Consider the following 26,448-nt stretch of genomic DNA (forward strand, 5'->3'; position numbering starts at 1 on the left):
TCCACAGGAACACACCGGTTAAGGAGACGCCCCGGCCCTATTCGCCGCGCAGGAAGGAAGCCGTGGCGGGGTGGAGCCAGCTCGCCGGAACCGCCGCCGCGAGGTCGCGGGGGTCGCTCGGCCGCTCATGGGCCAAGCGCCGGGCGAGGGCCGGCTTCGCCTTGTCGATCGCCGCGACGAGGCGGGTGACGGAGGCCGGGTCGAGGCCGGGCTTGCCGAGGACGAAGCTCCAGGACCCCACAGTCTCGATCGCCTCGGCCTGGCCCGGGAAGGTGCCGGGCGGGACGGTGATGCGCCGCAGGGACGGGCTCGCCGCCAGGATCGCCGGGATCGCCGTCGCGGAGGGACCGAGGAAGCGGGCCCCGCCCGGTCCCTCGGCCATGGCCCGGAAGCCCGGCCAGCCGGTGCCACCGCCGAACAGGGCCGCGGCTTGGCCCGCGCGCACCATCGCCGGACCGTCGCCCGCATGGTCGAGGAGGATCGGTCGGATGTCGCGCTCGGGGTCGATTCCTGAGCCGCGCAGCACGGTCCGGCCCATGGCGGTGAGGCCGGAGCTCCGCGTGCCGAGGGCCACCGGCCGCCCGCGCAGGTCGTCGATGCTGCGCGCCGGGCTGTCGGCCGGCACCACGAACAGGCCGGGCGCGGCGTAGACCGGGGCGACCACCGTCACGGCCGGCGGCGTCCCCTGCCCCGAGAGCGCCTCGTAGGCGTACTCGCCCTGGACGAGGCCGAGATCGACGTGTCCCTCGCGCAGGAGAATCAGGTTCTCGGTCGAGCCCTTGCTGGCGCGCAGCTCCAGGGTGAGGTCTGGATCCACCTCCCGGATCGCCGCCGCCAGCGCCGCGCCATAGGCCGGAAACCCGCCTCCGGGCGTCGCGGTGGCGAGCACGAGGTGCAGGGGTTCGGCGGCGTGGGACGCCGGTATCGCGGTGAGGAGGGCGATGCAGGAGGCGGCGGCGATCAGCCACTGTCTGAGCATTGTTTCTTGTCCTGCATCCTCGCTACGGCTTTGCCACCCGCCATGTCATTCCGGGCTCCGCTGCGCGGCCCTGGAATAACGTGGCGAGTGCGAAAAACGTCGCGAGACGGCGCTCTAATTCGCCGGCACAGGCGTTGCCGGCACAGGCGCCACGTCCGGCTGGAGCAGCGACACGGTGATCGCCCGGGTGACGTGCTCGGCCATGCAGCGATAGCCCAGATCGGCCAGGCGGAAGCCGGCGCCGGACTGCGCCGTGTCGCCCTTGAGGGCGCTGATCGCCCGTCCGGCGAGGTAGCGCATCGCCTCGTAGCGCTGGACCAGGGGCACCTGCTCGCGCTCGGCGACTTTCTGGATCGCCTGGACGAACTGGCGGTAATAGTCGTCCTTGGCGAGGCTCGCGGTGTATTGCGGATCGACCAGCACCACGTCGATGCCGTGCGACTTGATCCAGGCCACGGTCTCGGCGAGGGATTGCGCGAAGTCCTCGATGTCGACGCGGGCCAGCGCGTCGTTGCCGCCGACTTGCCAGACCACGAGGTCGGGCTCGATCTCCGCCACCTGGTTGCGCAGGCGCTCCGCCGCCCCGAAGGCGATCTCGCCGGAGACGCCGCGGCTCTCCACCGTCACCTCGATGTCGGGCAGGGAGCGGGTCAGAGCGTCCTCGAGGCGAACCGGGTAGGTGGCGGCGGTGCCGAGGCCCCCGGAATTGGAGCCGATGGTCAGGACCTGGACGGCGCGGTGCTCGACCAGGGCCTTCTTCACGGCCTTGAGCTTGGCCAGGGTGTAGAGCTTGGAGCCCGGCACCCGGCATTCGGGGGAGAGGCTCGGATCGGGCGCGTCCGGGCTCGGGGCGGTGGCCTGGAGCGCCGGGATCTCGGCATGGGCGGGCGCTGGGGCGGGCGCCGGCTGGACCTGCGCCGGCTGGGGCGTCGTCGACTGGGCCTGCACGGCAAAGGCGAGGCACGAGACCAGGGCGAGGCTCACGCCGCCGAGGAGGGACGGGGAGAGCGAGAGCGCCATTCGACGAACCATGCCGTGAAGGAGAGAGAGGCTAAGCCGCATCCTACGACAAAGACGTCGGTCGCGATACCTCCCCCCGTCCAGAAACGAATCAGTTGTGCACCGAGGCTGGCGACCGAGCCGACCGAGAACACTGCGAGCGAGTTGCGCCCGAGGCCGGCGAGCTGGCGGGTGAGCCAGCGGGCCCGGGGCTGGATCAGGCCGAACACCGCCTGGAAGGCGAGCATGACACCGAGGAAATGCACCAGCCGGGCGGGCGAGAGGTAGGACTTGTCGAAGATGAACAGGAGGCGCGGCTCGGGCACGGCCAGGGGATCGGGCCGCAGGTTGAACCAGGACAGGACGGCGCCGATGAGCACGATGACGATGCCGAGCGGCATCAGCCGGCGGCGCCAGGCCAGGAACCGCTCCGAGCTGCGCCGCCACTCATGCGCCGCGAAGCCCAGCACCAGCAGCAGCTGCCAGCACAGCGGGTTGAAGAACCAGTGCCCCTCCACCGGCCAGCTCGGGATGTTGATCTCGAAGACCAGGCTGACGGCATAGAGCAGGACCGAGATCCCGATCGCGAGGCCGAGATGCACCCGCGACAGGAGCACGAAGGCCGGCGCCAGGCCGAGCAGCACGACGTAGAGCGGCAGGATGTTGAAGAAGCCGAGCTGGTGCAGCAGCGTCACCCAGCCGACGGTGGCCTGGATCGGGTCGCTGAAGATCGGCCCGGCATTGTGCCACTCCACCAGGAGCGGGTTGTCGAGGTAGAGGGCCGCGCCCGCCAGCATCGCCAGCGCCATGGCGGTGATGACGAGCTGCGCGCGGTAGACCTCGACCATGCGCGAGAGCAGCCGCAGCACCGTCCGGCCGGCCGGCTCCGGCACCCCGTCGCGCCCGCGCGTGGCGATGCCGATCGACCACCCGGCCAGGAACACGAACAACTCGGCCGCATCCGAGATCCCGTACTGGGAATAAGTGTAGTTCTGGAAGACGTTGCCCGGGATGTGGTTGATGAAGATCGTGATCAGGGCGATGCCGCGCCAGAAATCGACCGCATTCGGTTCACGCATGATGCCCGTGGTCCCTCTTGCAGGTCTCCAGGCGCCCCCGGACCGATGGGTGCGCCGACGTCGATGACGGTATCGCATGACAGGGCCGCCGCGCGACCAGGCGGGCCTTGAGGTCGGGGGATCGTCCGGGGGCGCCCTGCCCTACTTCACGATCCGGTCGAGGCGGTTGTTGACGAAGAAGTACAGCTCCTTGGCGCCGGGCTCGGTGTAGAGCACCTGCACCTCGCGCTGGCCCCGCCCGCTCTCGCCGACGAGCACGTCGGTCGGCGGCTTGCCCTTGAGCCGCACCAGCTCGCACTCGCCGATGCCGGGCGCGATCTCGGTCGCGGCCGCCGGGACCGACCCGGTGCAGGTGCCGTCCTGAGCCAGGACCGGCCCCCAGCTCGGGGCGGGCGGCGGGGGCGGCTTGACCGGGCTTGAGAGGTTCACCGGCGGGGCGGCGCGGTCGGTGCTGCTGCAGCCGGCCAGAGCGAGCCCCGTCGAGGCGAGCCCCAGCAAGCCGAGCCCCACCCGGGCGATTCCGATCACCGTCCGCCGCATCGTGCCCCGCCCGTCATCGCCCTTCGTCGCCGCTCCGCCGCACGGCCAGGGCCGTCTCGTAGAGGCGGAGCGCGTCCCCGCGCAAGGCCGCCCGCGAGCCTTTGCGGAAATAGAACATGTGGCCGCCGGGATAGACCGAGAGGGAGAGGCGCCGGTCGCGGCCGTAGGGCGGGATCTGGTCGAGGATCAGCTTCGAGGCGAAGTAGGGCGTGACGAGGTCGGTATAGCCGTGGGCGACGAGCACCCGCATCGCCCCGTCGAGGGCGAGCGCCTGGCGCAGCTCGCTCACCACCTCCGGCGGGGAGCGGCCGCCGCCCCAGTTCCAGCTGCCGTTGACCGCGTTGTTGAGCAGTTCGTAGCGCAGGTTCGGCACCCGCCAGTTCAGGGTGCGGGCGGTGAGGTCGACGATGGCGCTGGTAAGCGGCGCCTGCATGGCGGTGAGGATCGGGTCGGCGAAGCGCCCCTGGGCCGCGCTCGGATCCGGGTCCCAACCGGTGACGCCGGTGTCGTAGGCGCTCGCCACCCGCCCTGACTCGCGGTCGGCCTCGCGCTGGTAGCTCGAACCGGCGACCCGGCCGGCCTGGCGGCGCACCAGGGCGGGGTCGAGCCCGGTCAGGGCCGCGACGCGCTCGGTCAGCCGGTCGATGGCGGCGGAATCGGCGGGCCCGCGCAGGAGGTCCGTGAGATACGGGCCGGTGGCGTAGGCCTCGGCCTCCTGCATGCGGGCGGGGTCCGGGGTTTGGCCGCGCCGCTCCAGGCCCGCGGCGGCGAGCGAGGGCAGCCGCGTCACCGCGCCCAACGGGTTGTGCCGCGGCGGCTGCAGGTAGCCGAAATCGAGCACCGGCGAGAGCAGGACGAGGCCCGAGAGCCCGACGCCGACATCGTCCTGGAGCTTGCGGGCGATGAGCGGCCCGCGAAAGCCGCCATAGCTCTCGCCGAGGAAGAACTTCGGCGAGGTGAGCCGGTCGTTGGTGCGCAGCCAGCGGGCGATCGCCGCCGACAGCACGGCCGCGTCGCTCTCGACGGCATAGTAGCGTTTCCCGTCGTCGCCGGCAGCGCGGCTGTAGCCGGTGCCGACGGGGTCGACGAAGACGAGGTCGGTGAAATCGAGCCAGGTCTCGTCGTTGGGCACCGCCACCGGCGCCATCGAGGGGCTGATGCTGGCGCCGTCGAGGGGCAGGCGCCAGGGCCCGACCGCCGCGAGGTTGAGATAGGCCGAAGCCGCGCCCGGCCCGCCATTGACCGCGAAGGTGACGGGCCGGGTCCTGGCCTCCCGCTCCGGCTGGGTGAAGGCGGTGAAGGCGATCTCGGCCTGGAGCTTGCCGGATTCGTCGACCAGCGGCAGGCTTCCGGCGACCGCCGTGAAGCTGACGGTTCGGCCGTCGGAGAGGGTCAGGCTGTGCTGGGTCGTCGCGTCGGGCGGCAGGCGCCGGCCCTCGGGTTGGCGCGTGTCCTGGCGCGCCTCCTGCCGGGCGGGCTGTGCGAGGAGCGGCGCGGGCCCGAGCAAGAGGGCCGCCGCGAGCGCGAGGATGCGGGTCGTGATGCGGGTCATGACGTCTCCTCGCCGGGGCGGCGCTTCTTGGATGTCAGGCCTTCTTCTGCCAGCGGCCGCGCTCGTCCTGCTGCCAGTAGGCGACGCTGTGGCCGGCCTCCTTGGCGCCGCGCCACTGCTCGCGGGCGTGGAGCAGGGCATCCTGGTCTGTGCCGTCGAACAGGATGCAGATGCGCTGGTAGCTGGCCGCGTCGTCGGGCAGGGCCGCGCCCTCGATCAGGAAGCGGATCGAGGCGCCGTTCGGGTTGGCGTCGCGCAGGGTCAGCACCACCGGCTGGGTGCCGCAATCGGGGTCGCGATCGGTGCCGTGGGGCAGGAAGCTCTCCTCCGAGAAGACCCAGAGATGGTCGTCGAGGGCCTGGAGCCGCTCCTCGCTCGTCGCCTGCACGGCGACGCGCCATTGCCGCTCCAGGGATTTCTCCAGGAGGTTCGGCAGCACCGTCTCCAGCGGCTGGCGCTGCATGTGGTAGAACAGGATCTCGGTCACGGTGCTCACGACATAGGGCGCCCCGGGCTCGATGGCACCGGCCCGGGATGCGATGTCCAGCCTCAGGCCTTCGCCGATTCCTGCACCACGTCTTGTCCTTGCGCCGCGTCTTGCGCCTGGCCCAGCAGCTTCACGAGGTCGCAGCCAGCATAGAGGTCGTGGGCGACGCCAGCCGCCCGCAAGGCGCCTTCGAGGTCGCCCGGCTTGCCGGCGAGGTAGATCGTGGTGGCGCCGGCCGCCCGCAACGCCTCGGCGGCCTGCACCGCCTGCTCGGCATAGATCGCGTCCGAGGAGCACAGGCACGCGAGCGGCGTGTCGGAGGTTCGGAAGGCCTCGACCAGGGCGGCGTGATCCGGAAAGCCTTCGTTCGTCACCGCCTCGATGCCGCCGGCCTCGAAGGCGTTGCGGGCGAAGGTGGCGCGGGTGTTGAAGGCGCTCAACGCCCCGAGATTGGCCAGGAACACACGCGGGCGCAGGCCGGTGCGGGCGAGGGCCGCGTCGGAGGCGTCGCGCAGGGCTTCGTAGGGTTCGGCGAGGCGCCGGGACGGCAGGGCGCCCTCGGGCAGGGCTTGCGCCGCCGGAGCGGGCGCGAGCACCGCCACGGGGGCCTCGTGCAGGTCCGGGAACTCGCTGGTGCCGGTGATCGGCTGGCGGCGGGTGGCGAGGTCGGCGTCCCGCGATGTGCGCAGGGCGGCGAGGCGGCCCGCGAGGGCACCGGAGCGCAGGCTCTCGGCGATGCCCCCCTCCCGCTCGATCGCCTGGAACCGCGTCCAGGCCTCGACGCAGAGCGCATCGGTCAGGGCCTCGAAGCCGCCGGCGCCAGCAGCGGGATCGGCGACGCGCCAGAGATTGGCTTCGTCGAGGAGGACATGCTGGGTGTTGCGGGCGCAGCGGCGTGCGAAGGCATCCGGCAGGCCGATGGCCGCGGTGAAGGGCAGCACCGTGATCGCGTCGGCCCCGCCGAGGCCGGCCGAGAACGCGGCGGTGGTCGCCCGCAGCATGTTGACCCAGGGGTCGCGTCGGGTGGTGCTGCGCCAGGCGGTCTCGGCATGCAGGCGGATCGGCGCGGGCGTCAGCCCGCTCGCCTCCTCGATCCGCGCCCAGAGACGGCGCAGGGCCCGGGTCTTCGCCACCGTCAGGAACTCGTCGGCATCGGCCACCAGCAGGAAGGACAGGGCGGTGCGGGCGCGCTCCAGCGGGTGCCCGCCGGCCTCCAGCGCCCGCAGGGTCGCGAGTGCCCCGGAGAGGACGCAGGCGAGCTCCAGCGCCTCGCCGGCGCCGGCCTCGTGGAAGGGGCGCGCATCGGCCAGGAACGCGCGGCCGGCGAAGCCCTGCGCGTCGAGGTCGCGCAGGAGATCGGCGAGGCCGGGCCAGGACGGAGTCGTCCCGGTGGCGGCCTGCACCGCGACCGGATCGAGGCCGAGATCGATGTCGAGGGCGCCGAGTTCGTCGCCCCGGGCCTTGGCCAGGGCGAGGAGGGCCTTGGCCGCCTCCGGCGCCGCCGCGCCGGCATCGAGCCGCAGGCCGATCAGCGGCAGCATCACGCCGGCGAGCGCCGCCTCGAGGCCCTGCGGGCTCCCCAAGCCGAAGCCGCGGGCGGCGGGCGCGCCGGCCATCACCAGGGTCAGGGCGTCGGCGCCGCCCTCGAGATCGGTCAGCGCTAGCGCGTTGGCCTCCTTCGGGTCCGGATGGTCGACCCGCTGGCTCACCCGCCAGCGCCCGGCCTGCGCGCGGCCGGGCTGGGGCGCGGCGTCGGCGGGGGGATAGAGCGGCCGAACCGTGATGCCGTCCGGGGTGCGGCGCACCAGCCGCTTCTCGAAATCGGCCCCCTTCAGCACCCCGTCGACCAGGGCACGCCACTGCGCCTCCGTGGCGGCCGGAAACGCGGCGGCGAGCGTCGTATCGTCCATGGCGGGTCCTCGTGGCGCGGGTCTCTCCCTAACGCCAGGACATAACCGCGCCACACGCCATTGGTCGAGGTCCCATCGGACAGGCGGCGGCCGGGGCCGTCGCCTGTCCGGTCAGCCGAACACGATCAACCCGGCGAAGCCCGCGGCGCCCACGATGATGCGCCACCAGGCGAAGAGCGCGAAGCCGTGGCGGGAGACGTAGTTGAGGAGCTTGCGCACCACGAACAGCGCCGACAGGAACGCCACCACGAAGCCGATCACGATCAGCCCGACATCGTCTTTCGAGAGGTTCTTGTAGTTGTCGAGCAGGTCCTTGGCGAAGGCGCCCGCCATGGTCGGCATGGCGAGGTAGAACGAGAACTCGGTGGCGGCGCGCTTGCCCGAGCCCATCAGCATCGCCCCCACGATGGTGGCGCCGGAGCGCGACACGCCGGGGATCATTGCCAGGCATTGGAACAGGCCGATCTTCAGCGCCATCGGCAGCGAGAACTGGTGCACGTCGTCGTATTTCTGCTCGATCTCGGTCTCGTCGATGACGAGGAGCACGAGACCGCCGGCGACCAGCGTCGAGCAGATGATCCAGGGATTGAACAGGTAGAACTTGATGTATTTCGAGAACAGGCCGCCGATGATGGCGGCAGGCAGGAACGCGATCAGGATCGCCAGGATGAAGCGGCGGGCATTCGGGTCGCGGGGCGCGCGCAGCAGCAGGTCGAGGAGCTGGCGGAAATAGACCCCGACGATGGCCAGGATGGCGCCGAGCTGGATCAGCACCTCGAAGGTGTTGTTGGGCGATTCGAAGCCGATGAAGTGGCCGACCAGGAGCTGGTGCCCGGTCGAGGAGACCGGGATGAACTCGGTGGCGCCCTCGACGAGGGCGAGCACCACGGCCTTGCCGATGCTGGCGACGTCCATCACCGCGCTCCCCGCCCGGAAACCGTGCCGCGCGCGGGCCCGCCCGCCCTCCATGTCGCCGTCGTCATGTCGCCTGCTCTCGTGGTCGCGCCGCGGGCGGTCGCGACCGCGTCCGGCGGGGATAGGAAACGAGGCCCGGCGCGTGCCGTGCCCTGACCGGCGGTACGGCGCCACCTCTGTGGCAAGTCTGTGGTGAGGGGCGTGCCGGCGGTTTAAGCCTCTCGACGGAGCCTCGCACCATTAAGGTTGAGGCTCGGTTACCAGCCCCCGTCACCCGTGTTAAGGATGCCGAAAGACATCTATGAACCGGTGACCGGACGTTAATCACGTCCGGGCCAAGCCTGACGCACACGACCCACCGCGAGCCGACCTTCAAGGCCAGCCAACAGACGAAGCGCGAAACGGCCCCGCATGGCGACGCTCCACCACTCCTCGTTCTGCCCGCATTCCCGCTTCGTGCGCCTGATCATGGCCGAGATGGGCATGGAGCCCCACCTCGTCGAAGAACGCCCCTGGGAGCGCCGGGAGGACTTCCTGATGATGAACCCCGCCGGCACCACCCCGGTGCTGGTGGAGGAAGGCGGGCTCGCCGTGCCGGGCGGCGGCATCATCGCCGAGTACCTCGACGAGACGCGGGGCCTGGGGTCGAGCGGGCTCCGCCTGCTGCCGGAATCCCCCGCCGCCCGGGTCGAGGTGCGCCGCCTGCTCGACTGGTTCCTGCAGAAGTTCGACCAGGAGGTGACCGGCTACCTCGTCACCGAGAAGATCCACAAGCGCTTCATGACCTCGCAGCATGGCGGTGGCCCGCCGGACATGAATGCGATCCGGGCGGCGCGCAGCAACGTGCGCTATCACCTGAAATACATCGGCTACCTGATCTCGCGGCGGAACTGGCTGGCGGGCAGCCAATTGACCTACGCCGACCTCGCCGCGGCGGCGCACCTGTCCTGCGTCGACTACCTCGGCGACGTGCCGTGGGATGAGGACGAGATGGCGCGGAACTGGTACGCGCGGGTGAAGTCGCGCCCCTCCTTCCGCAGCCTGCTCGCCGACCGGGTGGCCGGGATGGCGCCGGCCGATCATTACGCGGATCTGGACTTCTGACCCCTCACGCCCCGCTGAAACCCGACGTTCTTCGACAATTCCTCGAGACCCGCGCCCGGGCGCTGGGCTTCGATGCTCTGGCGGTCACCCGACCCGACGCGGTGCCGGCCCTGCCCGAGCGCCTCGCCGCCTGGCTCGCGGCCGGACACCACGGTGACATGGCGTGGATGGACGAGCGCACGGGGGAGCGGGCCGATCCGGCGCGGCTATGGCCTGACGTGCGCAGCATCGTGATGCTCGGCGTCAATGCCGGGCCGGACGGCGACCCGCTGGCGGCGCTCCAGGATCCCGCGCGCGGGTCGATCGCCGTCTATGCCCGGCGCCGCGACTACCACGACGTGATCAAGGGCAAGCTGAAGGAGCTGGGCGGCGCTTTCGCGGTGAAGGCCGGAGCCGAGATCAAGGTCTTCGTCGATACGGCGCCGGTGATGGAGAAGCCGCTCGCGGCCGCCGCCGGCCTCGGCTGGCAGGGCAAGCACAGCGTGCTGCTGTCGCGAGATTTCGGCAACTGGCTGCTCCTCGGCGCGATCTACACCACGGCGGAGCTGCCGGCGGACGCGCCCGAGGGCGACCATTGCGGCCGCTGCCGGCGCTGCCTCGACGCCTGCCCGACCAACGCCTTCCCGGCCCCCTACCAGCTCGATGCCAGGCGCTGCCTCGCCTACCTGACGATCGAGCATGCGGGGCCGATCCCGCCGGAATTCCGGGTGCCGATGGGCAACCGGGTCTTCGGCTGCGACGACTGCCTGGCGGTGTGCCCGTGGAACAAGTTCGCGACGGCCACCCGCGAGGCGCGGCTGATCGCCCGCGACGACCTGGCCGCCCCGCCTCTCGCGGATCTCGCCCGCCTCGACGACGCCGCCTTCCGCACGCGCTTTGCCGGCACGCCGATCAAGCGCACCGGGCGCGCCCGCTTCCTGCGCAACGTGCTGATCGCCATCGGCAATTCCGGGGACGAGGGCCTCGCCGGGGAGGCGGAGCGCCTGCTGGAGGATGCCTCCCCGCTGGTGCGCGGCATGGCGGTATGGGCGCTCGCCCGCCTCGGGCGCCTGCCGCCTGCCCCACCGCCCGACGAGCACGACCCCGACGTGCTGTCCGAGTGGACGTCAGCGAAAAACTCGGGTGTCCAGAGGGCGAGCCCTCTGGCAGGTGCAGGGCAGCGCCCTGCATAAGACGGCATCCCCGTCAGGCAAGGCTCAAGCCGCATGAACCTGTTCGTCTTCGGGCTCGGCTACACGGCCGGGCATTTCATGGCGCGCGAGCGCGCCCGCTTCGCCGGCGTCACGGCGACCCGCCAGGCGCCCGCCGCCATCGACGGCGCGACGCTGCGGGTCTTCTCGCCCGACGAGACCGATCCGCGGATCGCCGACGATCTCGCGCGGGCCGACGCGATCCTGGTGTCGATCCCGCCGGATTCCGGCGCCGACCCGGCGCTCCATGCCTTCGCCGACGCGATCGCCGCGAGCCCGGCCCGGTGGATCGGCTATCTCTCGACCATCGGGGTCTATGGCGACCAGGGCGGGGCCTGGATCGACGAGGCGACGCCACCCGCCCCCACCCATCAGCGCACCCGCGACCGGGTGGCGGCGGAGGAAGCCTGGCTGGCACTCGGCGCGCGGACCGGCAAGGCGGTGCAGATCTTCCGGCTGTCGGGCATCTACGGGCCAGGGCGCAACGCCTTCGAGAAGCTGCGCCAGGGCAAGGCGCAGCGCATCGTCAAGCCGGGCCAGGTGTTCAACCGCATCCACGTCGACGACATCGCGACGACGCTTGCCGCCTCCCTCGAACGGCCGCGGCCGGGCGCGATCTACAACGTCACCGACGACGAGCCCGCGCCGCCCCAGGACGTGACGGCCTTCGCGGCCGAACTCGCCGGCCTGCCCCTGCCGCCGGCGGTGGATTTCGATACGGCCAATCTCAGCCCGATGGCGCGCAGCTTCTACGGCGAGAACAAGCGGGTGCGGAACCGGCTGATCCGGGAGGAGCTGGGCGTGGAGCTGGCCTATCCCACGTATCGGGAGGGGTTACGGGGGTTGGTGTAGGGGGCGGTCGCCGCTGTCACGACCTGTCCTGTTGGCGCCTGATTGAGTCGCTCAACGGCATGAATACCCTACTGGTCATCCCGGGTTCCGCTGCGCGGCCCCGGAGCGACGCCGTGGTGACGAGACCGTCGAGAGCGGATCAGACAGGTTCGTCGACGATCAAGCGAGCACCCCACAACGCCTACTTCTCGAACTCCACCCGCTTAATGAACGTCACCGCGCCGCGCTCGTTGCGCACGACGTTGTAGCCGTGGAGCCCGTCGCCGTTCTGGTCGAAATTATACATCCCTTCCGCCCCCTGCACGCCCCTGGTGGCGAGGAGCGCGTCGCGGATCTTGCCCGGCTCGGTGCTGCCGGCCTGGTTGATCGCCCGGGAGAGGATCGTCACCGCGTCGTAGGCCCAGGCCGAGAAGAAGTCGGGTGCGGTCTTGTAGGACGCTTCGTACTTCTCCGCATAGGCTTTCGCGACCGGGTTGGCGTCGCGGTGGAAGTCGGAGGCCGCGTAGGCGCCGTCCAGCGCGGCGCCGGCGAGCTTCAGGGCGGTGGCGCTCGACGTGGTGGAGGATCCGACCCAGTCGATCGCGACGCCGAGCTGGCGCAGCTGCCGGGCGAAGATGCCCTGATCGGTCTCGAAGGGAATGTAGGTGCCGAGCACGTCGGCGCCGGACTGCTTCACCGCGAGGGCAACGGCGGTAAAGTCCTGCGAGTTGTTGGGGAAGGCCTGCACCACCACCGGCTCGATGCCCTGCTCCTTCAGGGCGGCGGCGAGGTTGCGCATGCCGCTGGTGCCGAAGGTGTCGCTCGAATGGACCAGCGCCCATCTGCGCCGGTTCAGGGTCTTCACGCCGAACTCCGCGATGACCCGGGCGGAGTAACGATCGTTCGGGCGGAAGCGGAACAGCCAGGGATTGCCGGCGGCCGTGAGCTGCGGGTCGGTGCCGCCGATCATCGCGGGCTTGGCGGTCTTCGCCACATCCGGCGCGATGGCCTGGACCTGCGTGCTGCGCACCGGCGCGATGAAGGCCGGGAGAGTGGCATCGGCCGCGAGCTTGCTGAAGGCCAGGATGGCGCCCGGATTGGTACTCTGGTCGTCCTGGACGACGAACTCGAGCGGCCGGCCGAGGACACCACCGGCCTTGTTGACCTCCTCCGCCGCGAGCTTGGCGCCCTGCACGAGGTACTTGCCGGATTCCGCGCCCGGCCCGGTGATCGCGGCGGCGACCCCGATCCGGATCGGGTCGGCGGCGAAGGCTGGGCCGTGGGCGAGGCCCAGGGACAGACAGACGGCAGCAAGCAGCGTCGCGCGACGGTTCATGGCGTCCTCCCGTAATTTTGCGGGCAGCTTAACGCCGATGCTCCGGTGGACAAATCGGATCTTCCGCACAGTCGAGGCGGCGGGTGCGGGGTCAGGGCGCCTGACGGGCGATGGCGACCGGATCGACCGAGACTTCCTGCTTCAAGGTGCGCAGCGCGAAGACCGAGCGCGACTGACGGATGCCGCGCAGGCGATAGAGCTTCTCGCGCAGGAACCGCTCGTAATGGGCGGTGCCGCTGACCGCGACCTTGATGATGTAGTCGTACTCGCCCGTCACCAGATGCGCCTCCAGGACTTCCGGAATGCGCAGGATCTCGGTGCCGAACGCTTCCAGCACCGAATCGTCGTGCTTGTCGAGGGTCACCTCGACGAAGACCACGTCCGGGATGCCCAGCGCCCGATGATCGAGCACCGCGACGTAGTCGCGGATCAGCCCCGCCTCTTCCAGGCGCCGCAGCCGCGTCCAGCACGGCGATTGCGACAGGCCGACCCGCTCGGCCAAGGCCGCGATGGTCAGCCGGCCGTCCTCCCGCAGGGCGCCGAGGATCTTCCGGTCCATGTCGTCGAGCCGGTGCGGCTCCGCGCCCTTCGCGGGGACCTGCGCGCGCCCGGAACGCCTGTTCGGGGATTCAGCCTTCGATGCCATCGGGTGTTCTCCGGAAACCCGCTTTAGCGATGAAAATCGGCGAGGACCATCCGGCCGGACCGGGCTACAAAGGAGTCAATTCAAGCGTCGCGGGAGGACGCGCATGGCTCGAGACCAAGGGCACGGCATCGAGGGGCACCTCATCGAGATCCGGGCCCGGATCCTGCACGTCTTCGACGGCGTGACGCGATTGCTCGGCGAAGTCGAGCGGGCCGGTTACCCGTTGCGCAACCTCGCCCTCGACGCCGCCGATGCGTCGTCCGCCGTCACCCTCTCGATCCTGGTCCCGGACGGCACGGACCTGTCCGTGCTCGCCGCTCGCCTCTCACGCCATCCGGCGGTGGTCGAGGCGCGGGTCGGCGCGCAATCCTGAATCTCCAAAACCCCGCGACCCCTCTCCCGCAAGGGCCCCCCATGCCGCCAGACGCCTTGAGCCTCCACGTCCCCGAGCCGGCCGTCCGCCCGGGCGGCAATCCGAGCTTTGCCGATCTCGACATTCCGGACGCCGGCGCGGTCCGCCGGCCGGAGGTCGACGTGGCGGCGGCCGACATCCGCGACCTCGCCTACACGCTGATCCGGGTGCTCGATTCCGACGGCAAGGCGGTGGGCCCCTGGGCCGGCTCGCTCACCGACGAGGAGATGCTCGCGGGCCTGCGCGACATGATGAAGCTGCGCGCCTTCGATGCACGCATGCTGATGGCCCAGCGCCAGGGCAAGACCTCGTTCTACATGCAGCATCTCGGCGAGGAGGCGGTGAGCACCGCCTTCCGCCGCGCGCTCGAACCCGGCGACATGAACTTCCCGACCTATCGCCAGGCGGGCCTGCTCATCGCCGGCGGCTATCCGCTCGTCGACATGATGTGCCAGATCTACTCGAACGAGAACGATCCGCTGCACGGCCGGCAATTGCCGGTGATGTACTCGGCCAAGGATCACGGCTTCTTCTCGATCTCCGGCAACCTCGCGACGCAGTACATCCATGCGGTCGGCTGGGCGATGGCTTCGGCGATCAAGAACGACACGAAGATCGCCGCGGCCTGGATCGGCGACGGCTCGACCGCCGAATCCGACTTCCACGCCGCTCTCGTCTTCGCCTCGACCTACCGGGCGCCGGTGGTGCTCAACGTCGTCAACAATCAGTGGGCGATCTCGACCTTCCAGGGCTTCGCCCGCGGCGGCTCCTCGACCTTCGCGGCGCGGGGTCACGGCTTCGGGATTCCGGCGCTCCGGGTCGACGGCAACGACTACCTCGCCGTCCACGCGGTGGCGAAATGGGCGGTGGAGCGGGCGCGGCGCAACCTCGGGCCCACCATCGTCGAGTACGTCACCTATCGCGCCGGTGCGCACTCGACCTCCGACGATCCCTCGGCCTATCGGCCGAAGACCGAATTCGACGCCTGGCCCCTCGGCGATCCTGTGGTGCGCCTGAAGAACCACCTGATCGCCCGCGGCGCTTGGTCGGAGGAGCGCCACCGCCAGGGCGAGGCCGAGATCCTCGACGAGGTCGTGGCGGCGCAGCGCGAGGCCGAGACCCACGGCACCCTGCATGCCGGCGGCAAGCCGTCCCCGCGCGACATGTTCGAAGGCGTATTCTCGGAGATGCCCCCTCACCTGCGCCGCCAGCGCCAGCAGGCGGGGTACTGACATGCCGCGCCGCACGATGATCGAGGCCATCCGCGATGCGATGGCGGTGGCGATGGAGCGCGACGACGACGTGGTCGTGTTCGGGGAGGATGTCGGCTATTTCGGCGGCGTCTTCCGCTGCACCCAAGGTTTGCAGGCCCGCTTCGGCAAGAGCCGCTGCTTCGACGCGCCGATCAGCGAGCTCGGCATCGTCGGCGCCGCGGTCGGCATGGCGGCCTACGGCCTGAAGCCCTGCGTCGAGATCCAGTTCGCCGACTACATGTACCCGGCCTACGACCAGATCGTGTCGGAGGCCGCCCGCCTGCGCTACCGCTCCGGCGGTCAGTTCACGGCGCCGATGGTGGTGCGGATGCCGACGGGCGGGGGCATCTTCGGCGGCCAGACCCACAGCCAGAGCCCCGAGGCTTTGTTCACCCACGTGGCGGGCCTGAAGACCGTGGTGCCGTCGAACCCCTACGACGCCAAGGGCCTGCTGATCGCCGCGATCGAGGATCCCGACCCGGTGATCTTCCTCGAGCCCAAGCGCCTCTATAACGGCCCCTTCGACGGCCACCACGACCGGCCGGTGACGCCCTGGGCCCGTCACGACCTCGGCGAGGTGCCGGACGGGCATTACACGGTGCCGCTCGGCAAGGCGGCGATCCGGCGCGAGGGCGCCGCCGTCACGGTGCTGGCCTACGGCACCATCGTGCACGTCGCCGAGGCCGCCGCCGCCGAGACCGGGATCGACGCCGAAATCATCGACCTGCGCACGCTCCTGCCCCTCGACATGGAGACGATCGAGGCCTCGGTGCGCAAGACCGGGCGCTGCGTCATCGCCCACGAGGCGACCCTGACCTCGGGCTTCGGCGCCGAGCTGGCGGCGCTGGTGCAGGAGACCTGCTTCTATCACCTCGAGGCGCCGATCGTCCGGGTCGCCGGCTGGGACACGCCCTACCCGCACGCCCAGGAATGGGCCTACTTCCCGGGCCCGGAGCGCGTCGGCCGGGCCCTTCTCGCCGCGATGGAGGGCTGAGTCATGGGCTTTCGCATCGTCAAGCTGCCCGATATCGGCGAGGGCGTGGCCGAGGCCGAGGTCTCGGCCTGGCACGTCAAGGTCGGCGACGTCGTCCGCGAGGACCAGCCTCTGGCCGACGTGATGACCGACAAGGCGACGGTGGAGATCCCCTCCCCGGTGAGCGGCACGGTCGCGGCCCTCGGCGCCGAGGCCGGCCAGATGCTGGCGGTCGGCGCCGAATTGGTGCGGCTGGAGGTCGAGGGCGGGGATTCCGCGCCTGCTGCGCCTCCGGGATCCGGCGTCGCGGTAGCGCCGGAGGTCGCGAGGGCGCAGGACGCGGCGGCCGGCAAACCGTCCGCCGCCCTGGTCCCGGCCGCGGACGGCCTGGAGCCAGCACAGCCCGCGCCCACCCCTCCATCCGCCTCAGCGCCGAAGCCAGCCGAGCTGCCGAAGCCCGCGCCGGCCAAACCCGCGGCGCCCGTTGCCCCGCGCGCCGCTGCGGCAGCGCCCGCTTCCGGCCCGCCCCGCCCGCCCGGCGAGAAGCCGATCGCCTCGCCAGCCGTGCGCCGGCGGGCGCTGGACGCCGGCATCGACCTGCGCCAGGTCCGCGGCACTGGACCGGCCGGCCGCATCGGCCACGACGACCTCGACGCCTTCCTGGATGCGCCGCCCGAGGAGGCCGCGCCGGCGCCCGCCGGCCGGGCACCCCGGACCGCAGTGGAGGAGATCAAGGTCATCGGCCTGCGCCGGCGCATCGCCCAGCGCATGGCGGATGCGAAACGCCGCGTCGCCCACTTCTCCTACGTCGAGGAGGTGGACGTGACGGCTTTGGAGGAGCTGCGCGCCAGCCTCAACCAGCGTCACGGCGCGATCCGGCCGAAGCTGACCCTCATCCCGTTCCTGGTCCAGGCCCTGGTGCGCGCCCTGCCGGACTTCCCGCAGATGAACGCGCATTACGACGACGAGGCGGAGGTGATCCACCGCCATGCCGGCGTGCATGTCGGCATCGCGACCCAGACGCCGTCGGGCCTGATGGTGCCGGTGCTGCGCCACGCCGAGACCCGCGACCTGTGGAACGCGGCGGCCGAGGTGCGGCGCCTGGCGGAGGCCGCCCGCAACGGGCTCGCCGCCCGCGACGAGCTCTCCGGCTCCACCATCACCATCACGTCGCTCGGCGCGCTCGGCGGCATCGTGACGACGCCGGTGATCAACCGGCCGGAGGTCGCGATCATCGGCGTCAACAAGCAGGTGATGCGCCCGGTCTGGCGCGACGGCGCCTTCGTGCCGCGCCTGACGATGAACCTCTCGGCGTCCTTCGACCATCGGGTGGTCGATGGCTACGACGCCGCCCTGTTCGTGCAGGCGCTCAAAGCCCTGCTCGAGACGCCCGCGATGCTGTTCATGGAGGCCTGACGTGGGCGAGATCACCACCAAGCTCCTGGTGCTCGGCGGCGGCCCGGGCGGCTACGTCGCGGGGATCCGCGCCGGCCAGCACGGCATCGACACCGTGCTGGTCGAGGAGAACCGCCTCGGCGGCACCTGCCTCAATGTCGGCTGCATCCCCTCGAAGGCGATGATCCACGCGGCCGAGGCCTTCCACGCCGCCGTTCTCCAGGCCGGCGACGCCTCGCCCTTCGGCCTCTCGGCCGGCCCGCCCACCCTCGACTTCGCCCGCACGATCGCCTGGAAGGATGGGATCGTCGGGCGGCTCAATACCGGGGTGGCGTCGCTCCTGAAGCGCGGCGGCGTGAAGATCCTGCGCGGGCGGGGTCGGATGGTCGACGGCAAGACCTGCCTCGTCGAGACCGATACCGGCCCCGAGCGGGTGCGGGCCGAGCACGTGATCCTCAGCCCCGGCTCGGTCCCGGCGGCGCTCCCGCACCTGCCCTTCGGCGGGCGCGTCATCTCCTCGACCGAGGCCCTGTCGCTGCCCAGGGTCCCGGCCACGATGGCGGTGGTGGGCGCGGGCTATATCGGCCTCGAACTCGGCACCGCCTTCGCCAAGCTCGGCGCCAAGGTCACGGTGGTCGAGATGGCCGAGCGGATCCTGCCGGCCTACGACGCCGAGCTGACCCGCCCGGTGGCGCGGCGCCTGGGCGCCCTCGGGATCGATGTTCTGCTCGGCGCCAAGGCGACCGGCCTGTCCGCTTCGGGCGACGCGCTCGACGTCGACGTCGGCGGCGAGCTCCGAAACATTCCGGCGGAGGTGATCCTGGTCGCGGTCGGGCGCAAGGCCCGCACGCACGACCTCGGGCTCGACCGGCTCGACCTCGACATGAGCGGGCCGTTCATCCGCATCGACGAGCGCTGCGCCACCTCAATGCGCAACGTCTGGGCGGTGGGCGACGTCACCGGCGAGCCGATGCTGGCCCACCGGGCGATGGCGCAGGGGGAGATGGTGGCCGACCTCGTCGCCGGCCGCCGCCGCGCCTTCCACAAGGTCGCGATTCCCGCAGTCTGCTTCACCGACCCGGAGGTGGTCTCGGCCGGCCTCTCGCCGGACGACGCCCGTACTGCGGGCCACGAGATCCGTACCGCCCTGTTTCCCTTCGCCGCCAACGGCCGCGCCATGACGCTCGGGGCCGAGGACGGCTTCGTGCGGGTGACGGCGCGGGCCGACAACCACCTTTTGCTCGGCATCCAGGCGGTGGGAGCCGGGGTCTCGGAGCTGGCGGCGGGGTTCGGCCTGGCGCTCGAGATGGGGGCCCGGCTGGAGGACATCGCCGGCACGATCCACGCCCATCCGACCCTCGGCGAGGCTTTTCACGAAGCGAATCTGCGGGCGCTCGGGGAGGCGTTGCACATCTGACGCGTCCCGCCGGATCTCTCTCCGGCGGGACCCCGCCCGTGGCGACGCCCATCGTCGAAGGACGCGGGCGACGCTCGGACCCTGCCGGCTCGCGGACGGGATCCCGGCGTCCCCGCAGGATCGCCGGCACGCGAGGACATGTCCGAGGCCTCGCCCGACGACCGGCCCCTGCCGCCTCGACGGTATGTCAATGGCGGCTCGGCTTCGCATCTGCCCGCCTCGTGGCGGCAGCGTCCGTGCATCGAAGAAAAGCGTCGCAAGTCCTGCTCGATGCTCGCCTCTTGATCCAGTTGTTCCGGCCATTGTCGCGTGTCTGGATCCCGACCGATTCCGCACATCTCTCGCGCTCTGCACGCGACTGTGCCCAGGCCGGCTGCGTGGCGAGACCGAGCATCGACGCGGTCGTCTCGATGTACAACATCAGCGCCGTAACCAGCAATATGTTTCTGATTTTTTCCATGTCTTCTCCCTCGCCTTGACTTCAATGTCGTTACGTCAATCTTATCGAACAGTAATCCCGGATCCTGGCGCGCAACGAATGCATGCTTGTCGGCACGGTCGCACAGGGGTGAGCCGGCATCCCGTCGACACGCTCCTGCCGGGAGAAGGCTTCTCCTCGACTGGCCTGTCACTCGCGGGTGTTCTCATACCCGGACAAGGTACCGCCCCGGCGCCGAGAGACGACCCGGGTCTCGCGGCGATGAGGCGCCGCGGAACCGACTTGCGCTCCCGGATCAACGGAGTCGGCGAATCGTGGCAGGATGTGCGAGACCATCGCTCGTCCGGGGCCGCGGAGGGACGACGCGTGAGCGGGAAGAAGCGCCGGGCCACGGCCGCGGAGATCCGCGACCGGGCCTTCGGTGACGTGATCGAATGGCTGGAATATCGCGTCGCGATCTGTCGCGACGGGCTAGAGCGCTACACCGCCTCGCACGGGGCCGACAGCCGGGCCGCCGCGGCGGAGCGCGCCGCGGCGTTCGAGGCCGAGCTGATCCTGCGCGAGATCCGTAAGCTGGCGGGCGAGGCGCCGCGCGCGAAGGCCTTTCGCGAGGCGGCCGAGGCGCGCCGCCGCTTCGTCGCCGTGCAGCGCGAGCGGGCCGGCGAGTTGGGCGAGGCAGCCGCGCCGGAGGAGGCCTGACGAATCGGAGGCCGCGCGATGGCGCGGAACACAAAGATTTTTCCGTCTTCGCATTGAATAGATCCTCGGCCGCGTGAAATACTGCGAAGACGGTTCCGCCTCAGACGGGCCGCGATCCAGGGAGAATCGCCATGACGGGCCGGGGCTCGAAGCGCCTGGGAGAACTCGTTTCCGTGCTCGCCCTCTGCCTCGCGGCGCAGGGCGCGCGCGCCGAGGTGAAGACCGGGCCCGTGCTGATGCATTGGGGGCCGTGCGAGGCCTCCGGTGCCGTCCCGTATCCGGCCGGCAGTTTCGGCGACCGCTTCCTGGTGGTCGACGACGAGGACAACACGTTGCGCCTCTACAGGGCCGACGAATCCGGCCCGCCGCTCGCCCTGAAGGGCGGCGACCTCGACGCGGCGCTCGCGACCGGGACCCGCGAGGAGCCGGCCAAGACCGACCTCGAATCCCTCGCGTGGCTCGGCAGCGATCTGGTGCTGATGGGCTCCCACGCCCGCGATGCGGAGGGCCGCACCCGCGAGGCCTCGCGCCAGATGCTCGCCCTCACGGTCGGCGGCGACCCCAAGGCGCCTGCGGTGGCGCCGAAGGGCAAGGCCTTCCCGGGCCTCGCCAAGGCGATCGCCGACCTCGACCCGCGCCTGTCGGAGCGCATCGCGGTCGACCTCGCGACCAAGGCGAACCTGAGCCCCCGGCGGCGGGGCTTCGCCATCGAGGGCCTGAGCCCGACGCCCGACGGGCGCGGCTTGCTCATCGGCCTGCGCAACCCGCTCAACGCCGACAACGACGCCCTGGTGGTGCCGTTCGAGAACCCGGCCGAGGTGCTGGCGGGCGGGGCCGCGCCGAAGCTCGCCAAGCCGATCGCCCTCGACCTGAAGGGCCGCGGCCTCCGCGAGATCGCCTACGCGCCCGGGATCAAGGCGTATTTCCTGGTCGCGGGCGGCTCCGGCAGCGGCGGCGAGGCCCCCGACCTCTACCGCTGGTCCGGCAAGGCCGGCGAGGCGCCGGCCCGCGTGGCGGGAGTGGCCGAGGCGCTGGCGGCGATCCCCGACTTCCAGCCCGAAGGCCTCATCGTCGCCCCCGACGGCAAGAGGGTGCAGCTCATCAGCGACGACGCCGACATCTGCCCGGCGCGCAAGCCGCAAGCGTTCCGGAGCGTGGTTCTGGAGCTGGAGTGAGGGGGAGCGCTTCGGCTCTTCGATCGGCCGGTCTTGTGATCTCGCATCATCCCAGGGCTCGCCGCGAGGCGAGCCCTGGGATGATGTCGTCGAGGTTCAGGACGCGAGACGGACTACCGTGCGCGTTTTCAGGATGCCCGATGTCCGGGCCCTCTCGGCGTACTCGTGCACAGAGCCGCTTTCGAGCGAGACTGTGCGATAAAACGCACCAGCGGCAGAAGATCTCCCCTGGAACGCCCTGGGCGGCATCGGAGCCGCCATCCAGCATGCTCGAATTGTCTGTCCCATCGAGGATGGTTCGACGATTTTGGAGCAGGCCTGCGATCTCATACCCTTGCGCCGTCGCATCGGCGCGACGGCGACCGGCGCATCAGCGCCGGCGCCCGTTCGGGCTTGCCTGGCACCTTCGAACGCGTCCGTTCGAAGGTGCAGCGATCTCGCACGGCGTAGAGCCGCTGCTGGCATTCGCGCTCCTCCCACCCCGGCCCATCTGCGAAGGTTGCAGCCTCTGCGCTCTACGGCGAAGCTGGTGTCGGCTCACTCAGGCGAGAGGTACTTTCATGTCGATGGAATCCGTTAAGGGGCCTGCGTCGTACTTCCCATCGATCGAGAAGAGGTATGGGCGTCCTATCGAGGAATGGCAGCAACTGGTACGAGACCGACTTCCCGCGAAACACATGGATCTGGTTTCCATGTTGAAAGATGAACATGGGATGGGTCACGGCCACGCCAATGCGATCGTCGCCCACGTGCTGTCCAAGCAGAAAGGATAGTCGATCTCTGGTGCTGACGCGACGCGGCAGCTCCCGATCCCCAAAAATCTTGCCAATATCGAGCGGAGGGAGCGTCGAGCGCAGCCTCGACGGATCCCAGGCTCGGCTGCGCGTCTCCGGCGGACATTCGTGCGGTGGCGATCGCCGGGTGAGCCGACCGTCCTTTGCTGCATGACCACGGCCGAGGCGCTCTCACGCATCCCGGCCTCGGCTCCCCCCTTCGTCGCCTGTCCCTTCGCAGTACCCAGAGCTGCCAGACACCGAAGGGCCTGGCACCGCCCCGAAGACCAGCCCGACATCGCAGAGCGCGAACAGCGTCTCGGTCACGAGGAGGCCGCGCCGCCGAGGCGTTCGCGCTCGCGCAGGGTCTCGATGAGGTCAAGCACGCGCACGACCTGCGCGCCGAGATTCCACCAGGCCAGCCGCGTCACGGCGGGGGTCAAGGGCATCGTCGCGACCGCCTCGACCAGGAAGGCGGCCTCCGGCAGGGCCGGCCGGTCGGCGCGGCGGTTCGATGGCGTGAGGATTGCCCGGGCGAGGAGCCGCGCCTTGCGGGCGCCCGGGACCCGGGCCCGGCGGGTGACCGGATCGAGACCGGAGCGGGCGAGGTCGCGGCCGATCTCGGCATAGATCAGCCCGGCGGCGCGCACTGCCGGGCGGCAGGCGGGCGGCAGCATCGCAATGCCGGATTCGGCCCGGGCATAGAGGAGGTCGGCGGCCGCGAGCAGGCGGGCCACGACGGCGGCGAGGGCCGGGCTCGGCTCCGGCCGGGCCAGGAAGGCGTCCGGGTCGAGCCCGGCCTCGCGCAGCCAGGATTCGGGCAGGTAGAGGCGCCCGCTTCGTCGCGGGCGGCGACGGCGTCGGCCTGCCGATGGTCTGGTCGCCGGGGCTCGACCTCGAGGCGGTCCCGGAATCCCTGCGCCTGCCGCTCGCCTTCGACGCCGCGGCGATGGCGGCGGAGTGCGCGGCGCTGGCGGGCGGCGACTGGATCGACCACTTCGTCCGGTCGAACTACGACGGCGACTGGAGCGTGATCCCGCTGCGGGCCAAGGCCGACGCGCGGCACCCCGTGATGATGATCCAGTCCGACCCGGTGGCGCGCGACTACGTCGACACGCCGTTCCTCGCGGCCTGCCCGGCGATCCGCGCCGCGCTCGCGCAGTTCGGCTGCCCGCTCCTCAGCGTGAGGCTGATGCGCCTCGGGCCGGGCTCGCGGATCAAGGAGCACCGCGACCACGACCTCAGCTTCGAGGAGGGCGCCGTGCGCCTGCACGTGCCGCTGGTCACCCATGACGGCGTCGTCTTCACCCTGAACCGCCGCCGCGTCGTGATGGCGGCGGGCTCGTGCTGGTACCTGCGCCTGTCCGATCCGCACGCGGTCGAGAATCCCGGGCCGGGGGAGCGCGTGCATCTCGTGGTCGATGCCCAGGTCACCCCCGCGCTCGCGGCCCTGTTCGCCACCGCCCTGGAGGCGGCGGCGTGACCGGGCCGGCCGGCACGGCGGGCGGGCTGGCGGCGTTCACCCGGCTGCCGGCGGAGGATCGCGCCCTCGCGGCGAGGCTGCGGCCGATCGAGGATCCCGCCGAACTGGCGCGGGCGGCCGTGGCCGAGGGCGCGGCCCGCGGCCTCGCCTTCACGGCCGCCGAGGTCGAGGCCCTGATGCACGAGAACCGGCACGGGTTCCTGATGCACCCGGTCCCGCTGCTGCCGCTCCCCCTGCGCCCGGATCCCGTCGACCCCTTCCCCACCCGCCCGCTGCCCTTGCTGCAAGGGGGAGGTCCCGCGAGCCTGCTCGCGGGATGGACCCCGTTCCGGGCCGGGTGGATCGACGGCGAGATGACGGTGGATTGGTGCCATCTCGGCCCGCATCGCCTCACCGCCCCGTTCTTCTACGAGACGATCGCCCAGGCCATCGGCTTTCCGTTCAACACGGCCTTCCGCCCGCGCACGCGGGCCGACGACCTCGCCGCGCTCTCGCCCGGCCCGAGGCCCACGGGCTTCATCTTCCACATGGCGCGCTGCGGCTCGACGCTGGCCGCCCAGGCGCTCGCTGCCGATCCGCGCACCATCGTCGCCTCGGAGCCCGGACCGGTGCGGACGATGCTGGAGGCCCCGCGCCTCGCTCCCCTCGCGCCGGAGCGGGCCGATGCGTGGCTCGCGGGCATCGTCAACGCCCTGGCCCGCCCGCGCTTCCCCGGCGAGGACCGGGTCTTCGTGAAGTTCATGGCGGCGGACGTGCTGGACCTACGCCGGATCCAGCGGGTCTTTCCCGACGTGCCGTGGCTGTTCCTGTACCGCGACCCCCTGGAGATCCTGGCCTCGCAGCTGCGGCGGGGGGGCGCCGACACCATCCCGGGCGCGATCCCGCCGCACCTCCTCGGCCTCGCCCCGGACGAGGTCTTCGCGATGGACCGGAAGGTCTACCAGCTGACCGCGATGGCGGCCTACGGGCAGGCCGCCCTCGACGGGCTGGCGCGGGCGCCCGGCCGCGGACGGGTGCTGCGCTACGACGACCTGCCGGACGGCCTGTGGCCCGTCTTCGCGGAGCATTTCGGGCTCGATCCGGCGCTGCCGGGTTTCGCCGCGATGCGGGCAGTGGCGGGCCGGCATTCCAAGACCGGCGCCGCCTTCGCGCCGGACGGTGCGGCCAAGCGCGCCGAGGCCGCGGAGTGGCGGCAGGCGGCGGGGCGGATCGTGGGGCCCGTGCTGGCCGCCCTGGATGCCGCGCGGGACCGCTCCTGACGGGGCGCATCCCCGATCCGGAACCTTGACTTCCCTCCGGGGCCGCCGATTCTCGCCGGGGCGAGGACGGCACCGGGGAGGCGGGACGGCGATGGACTGGGCAGCCGCGGCCTACCGGGCGCGCCGACAGATCGGCGCCCGCGCGCGAACCTTTCCGCAGGATCGGTCCCTCGCGCTGATCGACGCCATGGCGGCGCACGGGACGATGACGCCGGCCCGGATGCAGCAGCACGGAACGGCGGATGTCGTCGCGACGGTTCTCGGCCACGTGACGACCGCGATCCACGGACGGGGCCACGTGCCGGCGGTGAACGGCTGGTACCGGCGGGACGGGGCGGACACGATCATCCATCCCGGCTTCGCGATCGCCTGGGCGGCCGCGCGGGCCTGCGAGGCGCCGCCGGCCGCGGGCGCGGGCCGATGAGCCTGCGCGACCGCTACGAGGCCGCCGTGCGCGGCCTCACGGACCGCGTCGCCGCCCTGCGGTGCGCCGGCCTGCCGCCCGAGGCCATCGCCCGGACCGTGCACGCCGAGCGGCGCCGCCTCGCCCTCCTCTACAAGAGCCTGACGCCCGAGCCGTACCGCAGCCGCATCGCCGCGCGGACGATCCGGGTCTACGGCAACCCGCAGGGGCCCTCGATCGCGTTCCTGCGGGCGCAGGGAAAGACCTGGGAGGCGATCATCGAGGGCGCCACGCGCCCGGGCCCGCCCGTCGGCCTCGATGCGGAGGAGCGATGACGGGCTCGACGTCCGGATGTCTCCGGGAGCCTGCTTGACCGGTTCCCGAAGACGTCACACCCCGTCAGTCATTCCGGACCCCACTGCGCAGCCCCGGAATGACCCGGAGACCATCAAGGCTGCCGATCAAGTCGAGCAACCGTCTTCGCGTATCTGGCCGTCCAGAGCGCGCCGGTGGAGCGCGCCCAGGTGGCCGCCGCGCTCTGGCCGGACCAGATCGACGAGTCGGCCCGCAGCAACCTGCGGCGGGCGATCTGGCAGGCGCCGGGATGGATCATGGCGGAAGGCGGCGAAGTCCTGCTCGACGCGCAGGTCGATCTCGCGGCCGTGCGGGCGATCGCCGGCCGGGCCCTCGCCGGCGACGCGATGACCTTCACGGAGATCGAGGCGCTCTCCACCGATCTCCTGCGCGTCCAGGCCTCGAGGCGGCCTGCCGCACCCTGGTCGGCCTCGGCCGTTACGCCCTGGCGACGCAGGCCGGCAACGCGGCGCTGGCGGCCGAGCCTCTGAACGAATCCGCCGCCAGTCCTCATCACCGCCCATCTGGCGCAGCGTAACCGGTACAAGGCCGTGCAGTGCTTCAAGGCGCTGGCCTCCCGTCTCGACCGCGAGCTCGGCGTCGCGCCCGATCCCGCGCTCGCCGCCGAGGCCGGCCACATGGTCGGTCAAGTCGCCGGTTAAGGGGGCTACCCCACGCCGGCCGCCCTCACAGACCTGCCGGCGCTGGCCAACGAGTTCGCCCTCGCCCTGGTGGAGTCCCTGACCGCCGATCACGAGGCAGAGTTCGCCAGCGAGATGACCGAGGCCGACGCATCGACGCGTCGATGTGAAGGCGACCGGCGCATCAGCGCCGGCGCCCGTTCG

General features: G+C 71.4%; 26 protein-coding genes and 1 pseudogene. 16 read left to right on the forward strand and 11 right to left on the reverse strand.

Going from position 1 to position 26,448, the window contains the following annotated elements:
- Positions 1 to 37: 37 nt before the first annotated feature.
- From MFF64_RS23670 to MFF64_RS23705, 8 genes are all read right to left on the reverse strand, one after another.
- On the reverse strand, positions 38 to 979 hold the full coding sequence (locus MFF64_RS23670) for a TAXI family TRAP transporter solute-binding subunit (RefSeq protein WP_099908479.1): 942 nt from the start codon (positions 977 to 979) through the stop codon (positions 38 to 40).
- 114 nt (positions 980 to 1,093) lie between these two features.
- Positions 1,094 to 1,999 (reverse strand): SGNH/GDSL hydrolase family protein, encoded by a 906-nt coding sequence (locus MFF64_RS23675; protein ID WP_099908481.1) that lies wholly within the window; start codon positions 1,997 to 1,999, stop codon positions 1,094 to 1,096.
- Positions 1,960 to 3,057 (reverse strand): OpgC family protein, encoded by a 1,098-nt coding sequence (locus tag MFF64_RS23680; RefSeq protein ID WP_099908483.1) that lies wholly within the window; start codon positions 3,055 to 3,057, stop codon positions 1,960 to 1,962. The genes MFF64_RS23675 and MFF64_RS23680 overlap by 40 nt, the downstream gene beginning before the upstream one ends.
- 141 nt (positions 3,058 to 3,198) lie before the next feature.
- Positions 3,199 to 3,585, reverse strand: coding sequence for a hypothetical protein (locus MFF64_RS23685; protein ID WP_425324426.1), 387 nt, complete (start codon positions 3,583 to 3,585; stop codon positions 3,199 to 3,201).
- A gap of 25 nt (positions 3,586 to 3,610) precedes the next feature.
- On the reverse strand, positions 3,611 to 5,149 hold the full coding sequence (locus MFF64_RS23690; protein WP_099908486.1) for a S10 family peptidase: 1,539 nt from the start codon (positions 5,147 to 5,149) through the stop codon (positions 3,611 to 3,613).
- A gap of 34 nt (positions 5,150 to 5,183) precedes the next feature.
- The gene (locus MFF64_RS23695) at positions 5,184 to 5,636 is read right to left on the reverse strand and encodes a DNA polymerase III subunit chi (protein WP_099908497.1); all 453 of its coding nucleotides are present in this window, start codon (positions 5,634 to 5,636) and stop codon (positions 5,184 to 5,186) included.
- A 62-nt stretch (positions 5,637 to 5,698) separates the two neighbouring features.
- Complete coding sequence (locus MFF64_RS23700) at positions 5,699 to 7,546, reverse strand: methylmalonyl-CoA mutase subunit beta (protein WP_099908488.1); 1,848 nt, start codon at positions 7,544 to 7,546, stop codon at positions 5,699 to 5,701.
- A gap of 111 nt (positions 7,547 to 7,657) precedes the next feature.
- Positions 7,658 to 8,461 (reverse strand): undecaprenyl-diphosphate phosphatase, encoded by an 804-nt coding sequence (locus MFF64_RS23705; protein ID WP_099908498.1) that lies wholly within the window; start codon positions 8,459 to 8,461, stop codon positions 7,658 to 7,660.
- A gap of 411 nt (positions 8,462 to 8,872) precedes the next feature.
- On the opposite strand from MFF64_RS23705, the gene MFF64_RS23710 reads away from it, so the two are divergent.
- Genes MFF64_RS23710 through MFF64_RS23720 form a run of 3 tightly spaced genes read left to right on the forward strand, consistent with a single transcriptional unit; the run spans position 8,873 to position 11,607 of the window.
- Complete coding sequence (locus MFF64_RS23710) at positions 8,873 to 9,565, forward strand: glutathione S-transferase family protein (RefSeq protein WP_099908489.1); 693 nt, start codon at positions 8,873 to 8,875, stop codon at positions 9,563 to 9,565.
- Between the two features lie 14 nt (positions 9,566 to 9,579).
- Positions 9,580 to 10,737, forward strand: a complete 1,158-nt coding sequence (queG, locus tag MFF64_RS23715) for a tRNA epoxyqueuosine(34) reductase QueG (protein ID WP_207768263.1) — start codon at positions 9,580 to 9,582, stop codon at positions 10,735 to 10,737.
- A 33-nt stretch (positions 10,738 to 10,770) separates the two neighbouring features.
- A complete protein-coding gene (locus MFF64_RS23720) occupies positions 10,771 to 11,607 on the forward strand; it encodes an SDR family oxidoreductase (protein ID WP_099908493.1) in 837 nt (278 codons plus the stop codon).
- Between the two features lie 181 nt (positions 11,608 to 11,788).
- Here MFF64_RS23720 and MFF64_RS23725 read toward each other — a convergent pair whose 3' ends face one another.
- Together MFF64_RS23725 and MFF64_RS23730 are read right to left on the reverse strand one after the other, a co-directional pair.
- The gene (locus MFF64_RS23725) at positions 11,789 to 12,922 is read right to left on the reverse strand and encodes an ABC transporter substrate-binding protein (RefSeq protein ID WP_238192581.1); all 1,134 of its coding nucleotides are present in this window, start codon (positions 12,920 to 12,922) and stop codon (positions 11,789 to 11,791) included.
- Between the two features lie 91 nt (positions 12,923 to 13,013).
- Positions 13,014 to 13,481 carry an Lrp/AsnC family transcriptional regulator gene (locus MFF64_RS23730; RefSeq protein WP_238192587.1) on the reverse strand — a complete coding sequence of 156 codons (468 nt, stop codon included), beginning with the start codon at positions 13,479 to 13,481 and terminating at the stop codon, positions 13,014 to 13,016.
- 190 nt (positions 13,482 to 13,671) lie between these two features.
- On the opposite strand from MFF64_RS23730, the gene MFF64_RS23735 reads away from it, so the two are divergent.
- The 8 genes from MFF64_RS23735 (at position 13,672) to MFF64_RS23770 (ending at position 22,104) form a co-directional block, all read left to right on the forward strand.
- A complete protein-coding gene (locus MFF64_RS23735; RefSeq protein WP_099900646.1) occupies positions 13,672 to 13,941 on the forward strand; it encodes a hypothetical protein in 270 nt (89 codons plus the stop codon).
- A 41-nt stretch (positions 13,942 to 13,982) separates the two neighbouring features.
- The gene (locus MFF64_RS23740) at positions 13,983 to 15,212 is read left to right on the forward strand and encodes a thiamine pyrophosphate-dependent enzyme (RefSeq protein WP_238192582.1); all 1,230 of its coding nucleotides are present in this window, start codon (positions 13,983 to 13,985) and stop codon (positions 15,210 to 15,212) included.
- Position 15,213: 1 nt separating this feature from the next.
- A complete protein-coding gene (locus MFF64_RS23745) occupies positions 15,214 to 16,227 on the forward strand; it encodes an alpha-ketoacid dehydrogenase subunit beta (protein WP_099906677.1) in 1,014 nt (337 codons plus the stop codon).
- A gap of 3 nt (positions 16,228 to 16,230) precedes the next feature.
- Complete coding sequence (locus MFF64_RS23750) at positions 16,231 to 17,622, forward strand: dihydrolipoamide acetyltransferase family protein (protein ID WP_099906675.1); 1,392 nt, start codon at positions 16,231 to 16,233, stop codon at positions 17,620 to 17,622.
- A gap of 1 nt (position 17,623) precedes the next feature.
- On the forward strand, positions 17,624 to 19,018 hold the full coding sequence (gene lpdA / locus MFF64_RS23755) for a dihydrolipoyl dehydrogenase (protein WP_099906673.1): 1,395 nt from the start codon (positions 17,624 to 17,626) through the stop codon (positions 19,016 to 19,018).
- A gap of 805 nt (positions 19,019 to 19,823) precedes the next feature.
- On the forward strand, positions 19,824 to 20,156 hold the full coding sequence (locus MFF64_RS23760; protein ID WP_099906672.1) for a hypothetical protein: 333 nt from the start codon (positions 19,824 to 19,826) through the stop codon (positions 20,154 to 20,156).
- Positions 20,157 to 20,287: 131 nt separating this feature from the next.
- Complete coding sequence (locus MFF64_RS23765; protein ID WP_099906670.1) at positions 20,288 to 21,331, forward strand: SdiA-regulated/phytase-like domain-containing protein; 1,044 nt, start codon at positions 20,288 to 20,290, stop codon at positions 21,329 to 21,331.
- Between the two features lie 560 nt (positions 21,332 to 21,891).
- Positions 21,892 to 22,104: a DUF4287 domain-containing protein gene (locus tag MFF64_RS23770; protein WP_099906668.1), complete on the forward strand. Its 213-nt coding sequence runs from the start codon at positions 21,892 to 21,894 to the stop codon at positions 22,102 to 22,104.
- A 323-nt stretch (positions 22,105 to 22,427) separates the two neighbouring features.
- Here MFF64_RS23770 and MFF64_RS23775 read toward each other — a convergent pair.
- A pseudogene (locus MFF64_RS23775) lies at positions 22,428 to 22,946 on the reverse strand (squalene/phytoene synthase family protein); the annotation flags it as partial.
- 29 nt (positions 22,947 to 22,975) lie between these two features.
- Between MFF64_RS23775 and MFF64_RS23780 the strand changes: the two are divergent.
- The 5 genes from MFF64_RS23780 (at position 22,976) to MFF64_RS23800 (ending at position 26,094) form a co-directional block, all read left to right on the forward strand.
- Positions 22,976 to 23,587: an aspartyl/asparaginyl beta-hydroxylase domain-containing protein gene (locus MFF64_RS23780; RefSeq protein WP_238192583.1), complete on the forward strand. Its 612-nt coding sequence runs from the start codon at positions 22,976 to 22,978 to the stop codon at positions 23,585 to 23,587.
- Entirely contained in the window at positions 23,584 to 24,846 is a 1,263-nt protein-coding gene (locus tag MFF64_RS23785) for a sulfotransferase family protein (RefSeq protein ID WP_238192584.1), read from the forward strand. Before MFF64_RS23780 ends, MFF64_RS23785 begins: the two co-directional genes overlap by 4 nt.
- A 91-nt stretch (positions 24,847 to 24,937) precedes the next feature.
- A complete protein-coding gene (locus tag MFF64_RS23790; protein WP_099900177.1) occupies positions 24,938 to 25,270 on the forward strand; it encodes a hypothetical protein in 333 nt (110 codons plus the stop codon).
- On the forward strand, positions 25,267 to 25,584 hold the full coding sequence (locus MFF64_RS23795) for a cell wall-binding protein (protein ID WP_099900175.1): 318 nt from the start codon (positions 25,267 to 25,269) through the stop codon (positions 25,582 to 25,584). Before MFF64_RS23790 ends, MFF64_RS23795 begins: the two co-directional genes overlap by 4 nt.
- Before the next feature lie 174 nt (positions 25,585 to 25,758).
- Positions 25,759 to 26,094, forward strand: a complete 336-nt coding sequence (locus tag MFF64_RS23800) for a hypothetical protein (protein WP_099900173.1) — start codon at positions 25,759 to 25,761, stop codon at positions 26,092 to 26,094.
- Positions 26,095 to 26,448: the final 354 nt, after the last annotated feature.

The organism is Methylobacterium frigidaeris (genome assembly GCF_022179185.1).
Lineage (GTDB): Bacteria > Pseudomonadota > Alphaproteobacteria > Rhizobiales > Beijerinckiaceae > Methylobacterium > Methylobacterium frigidaeris.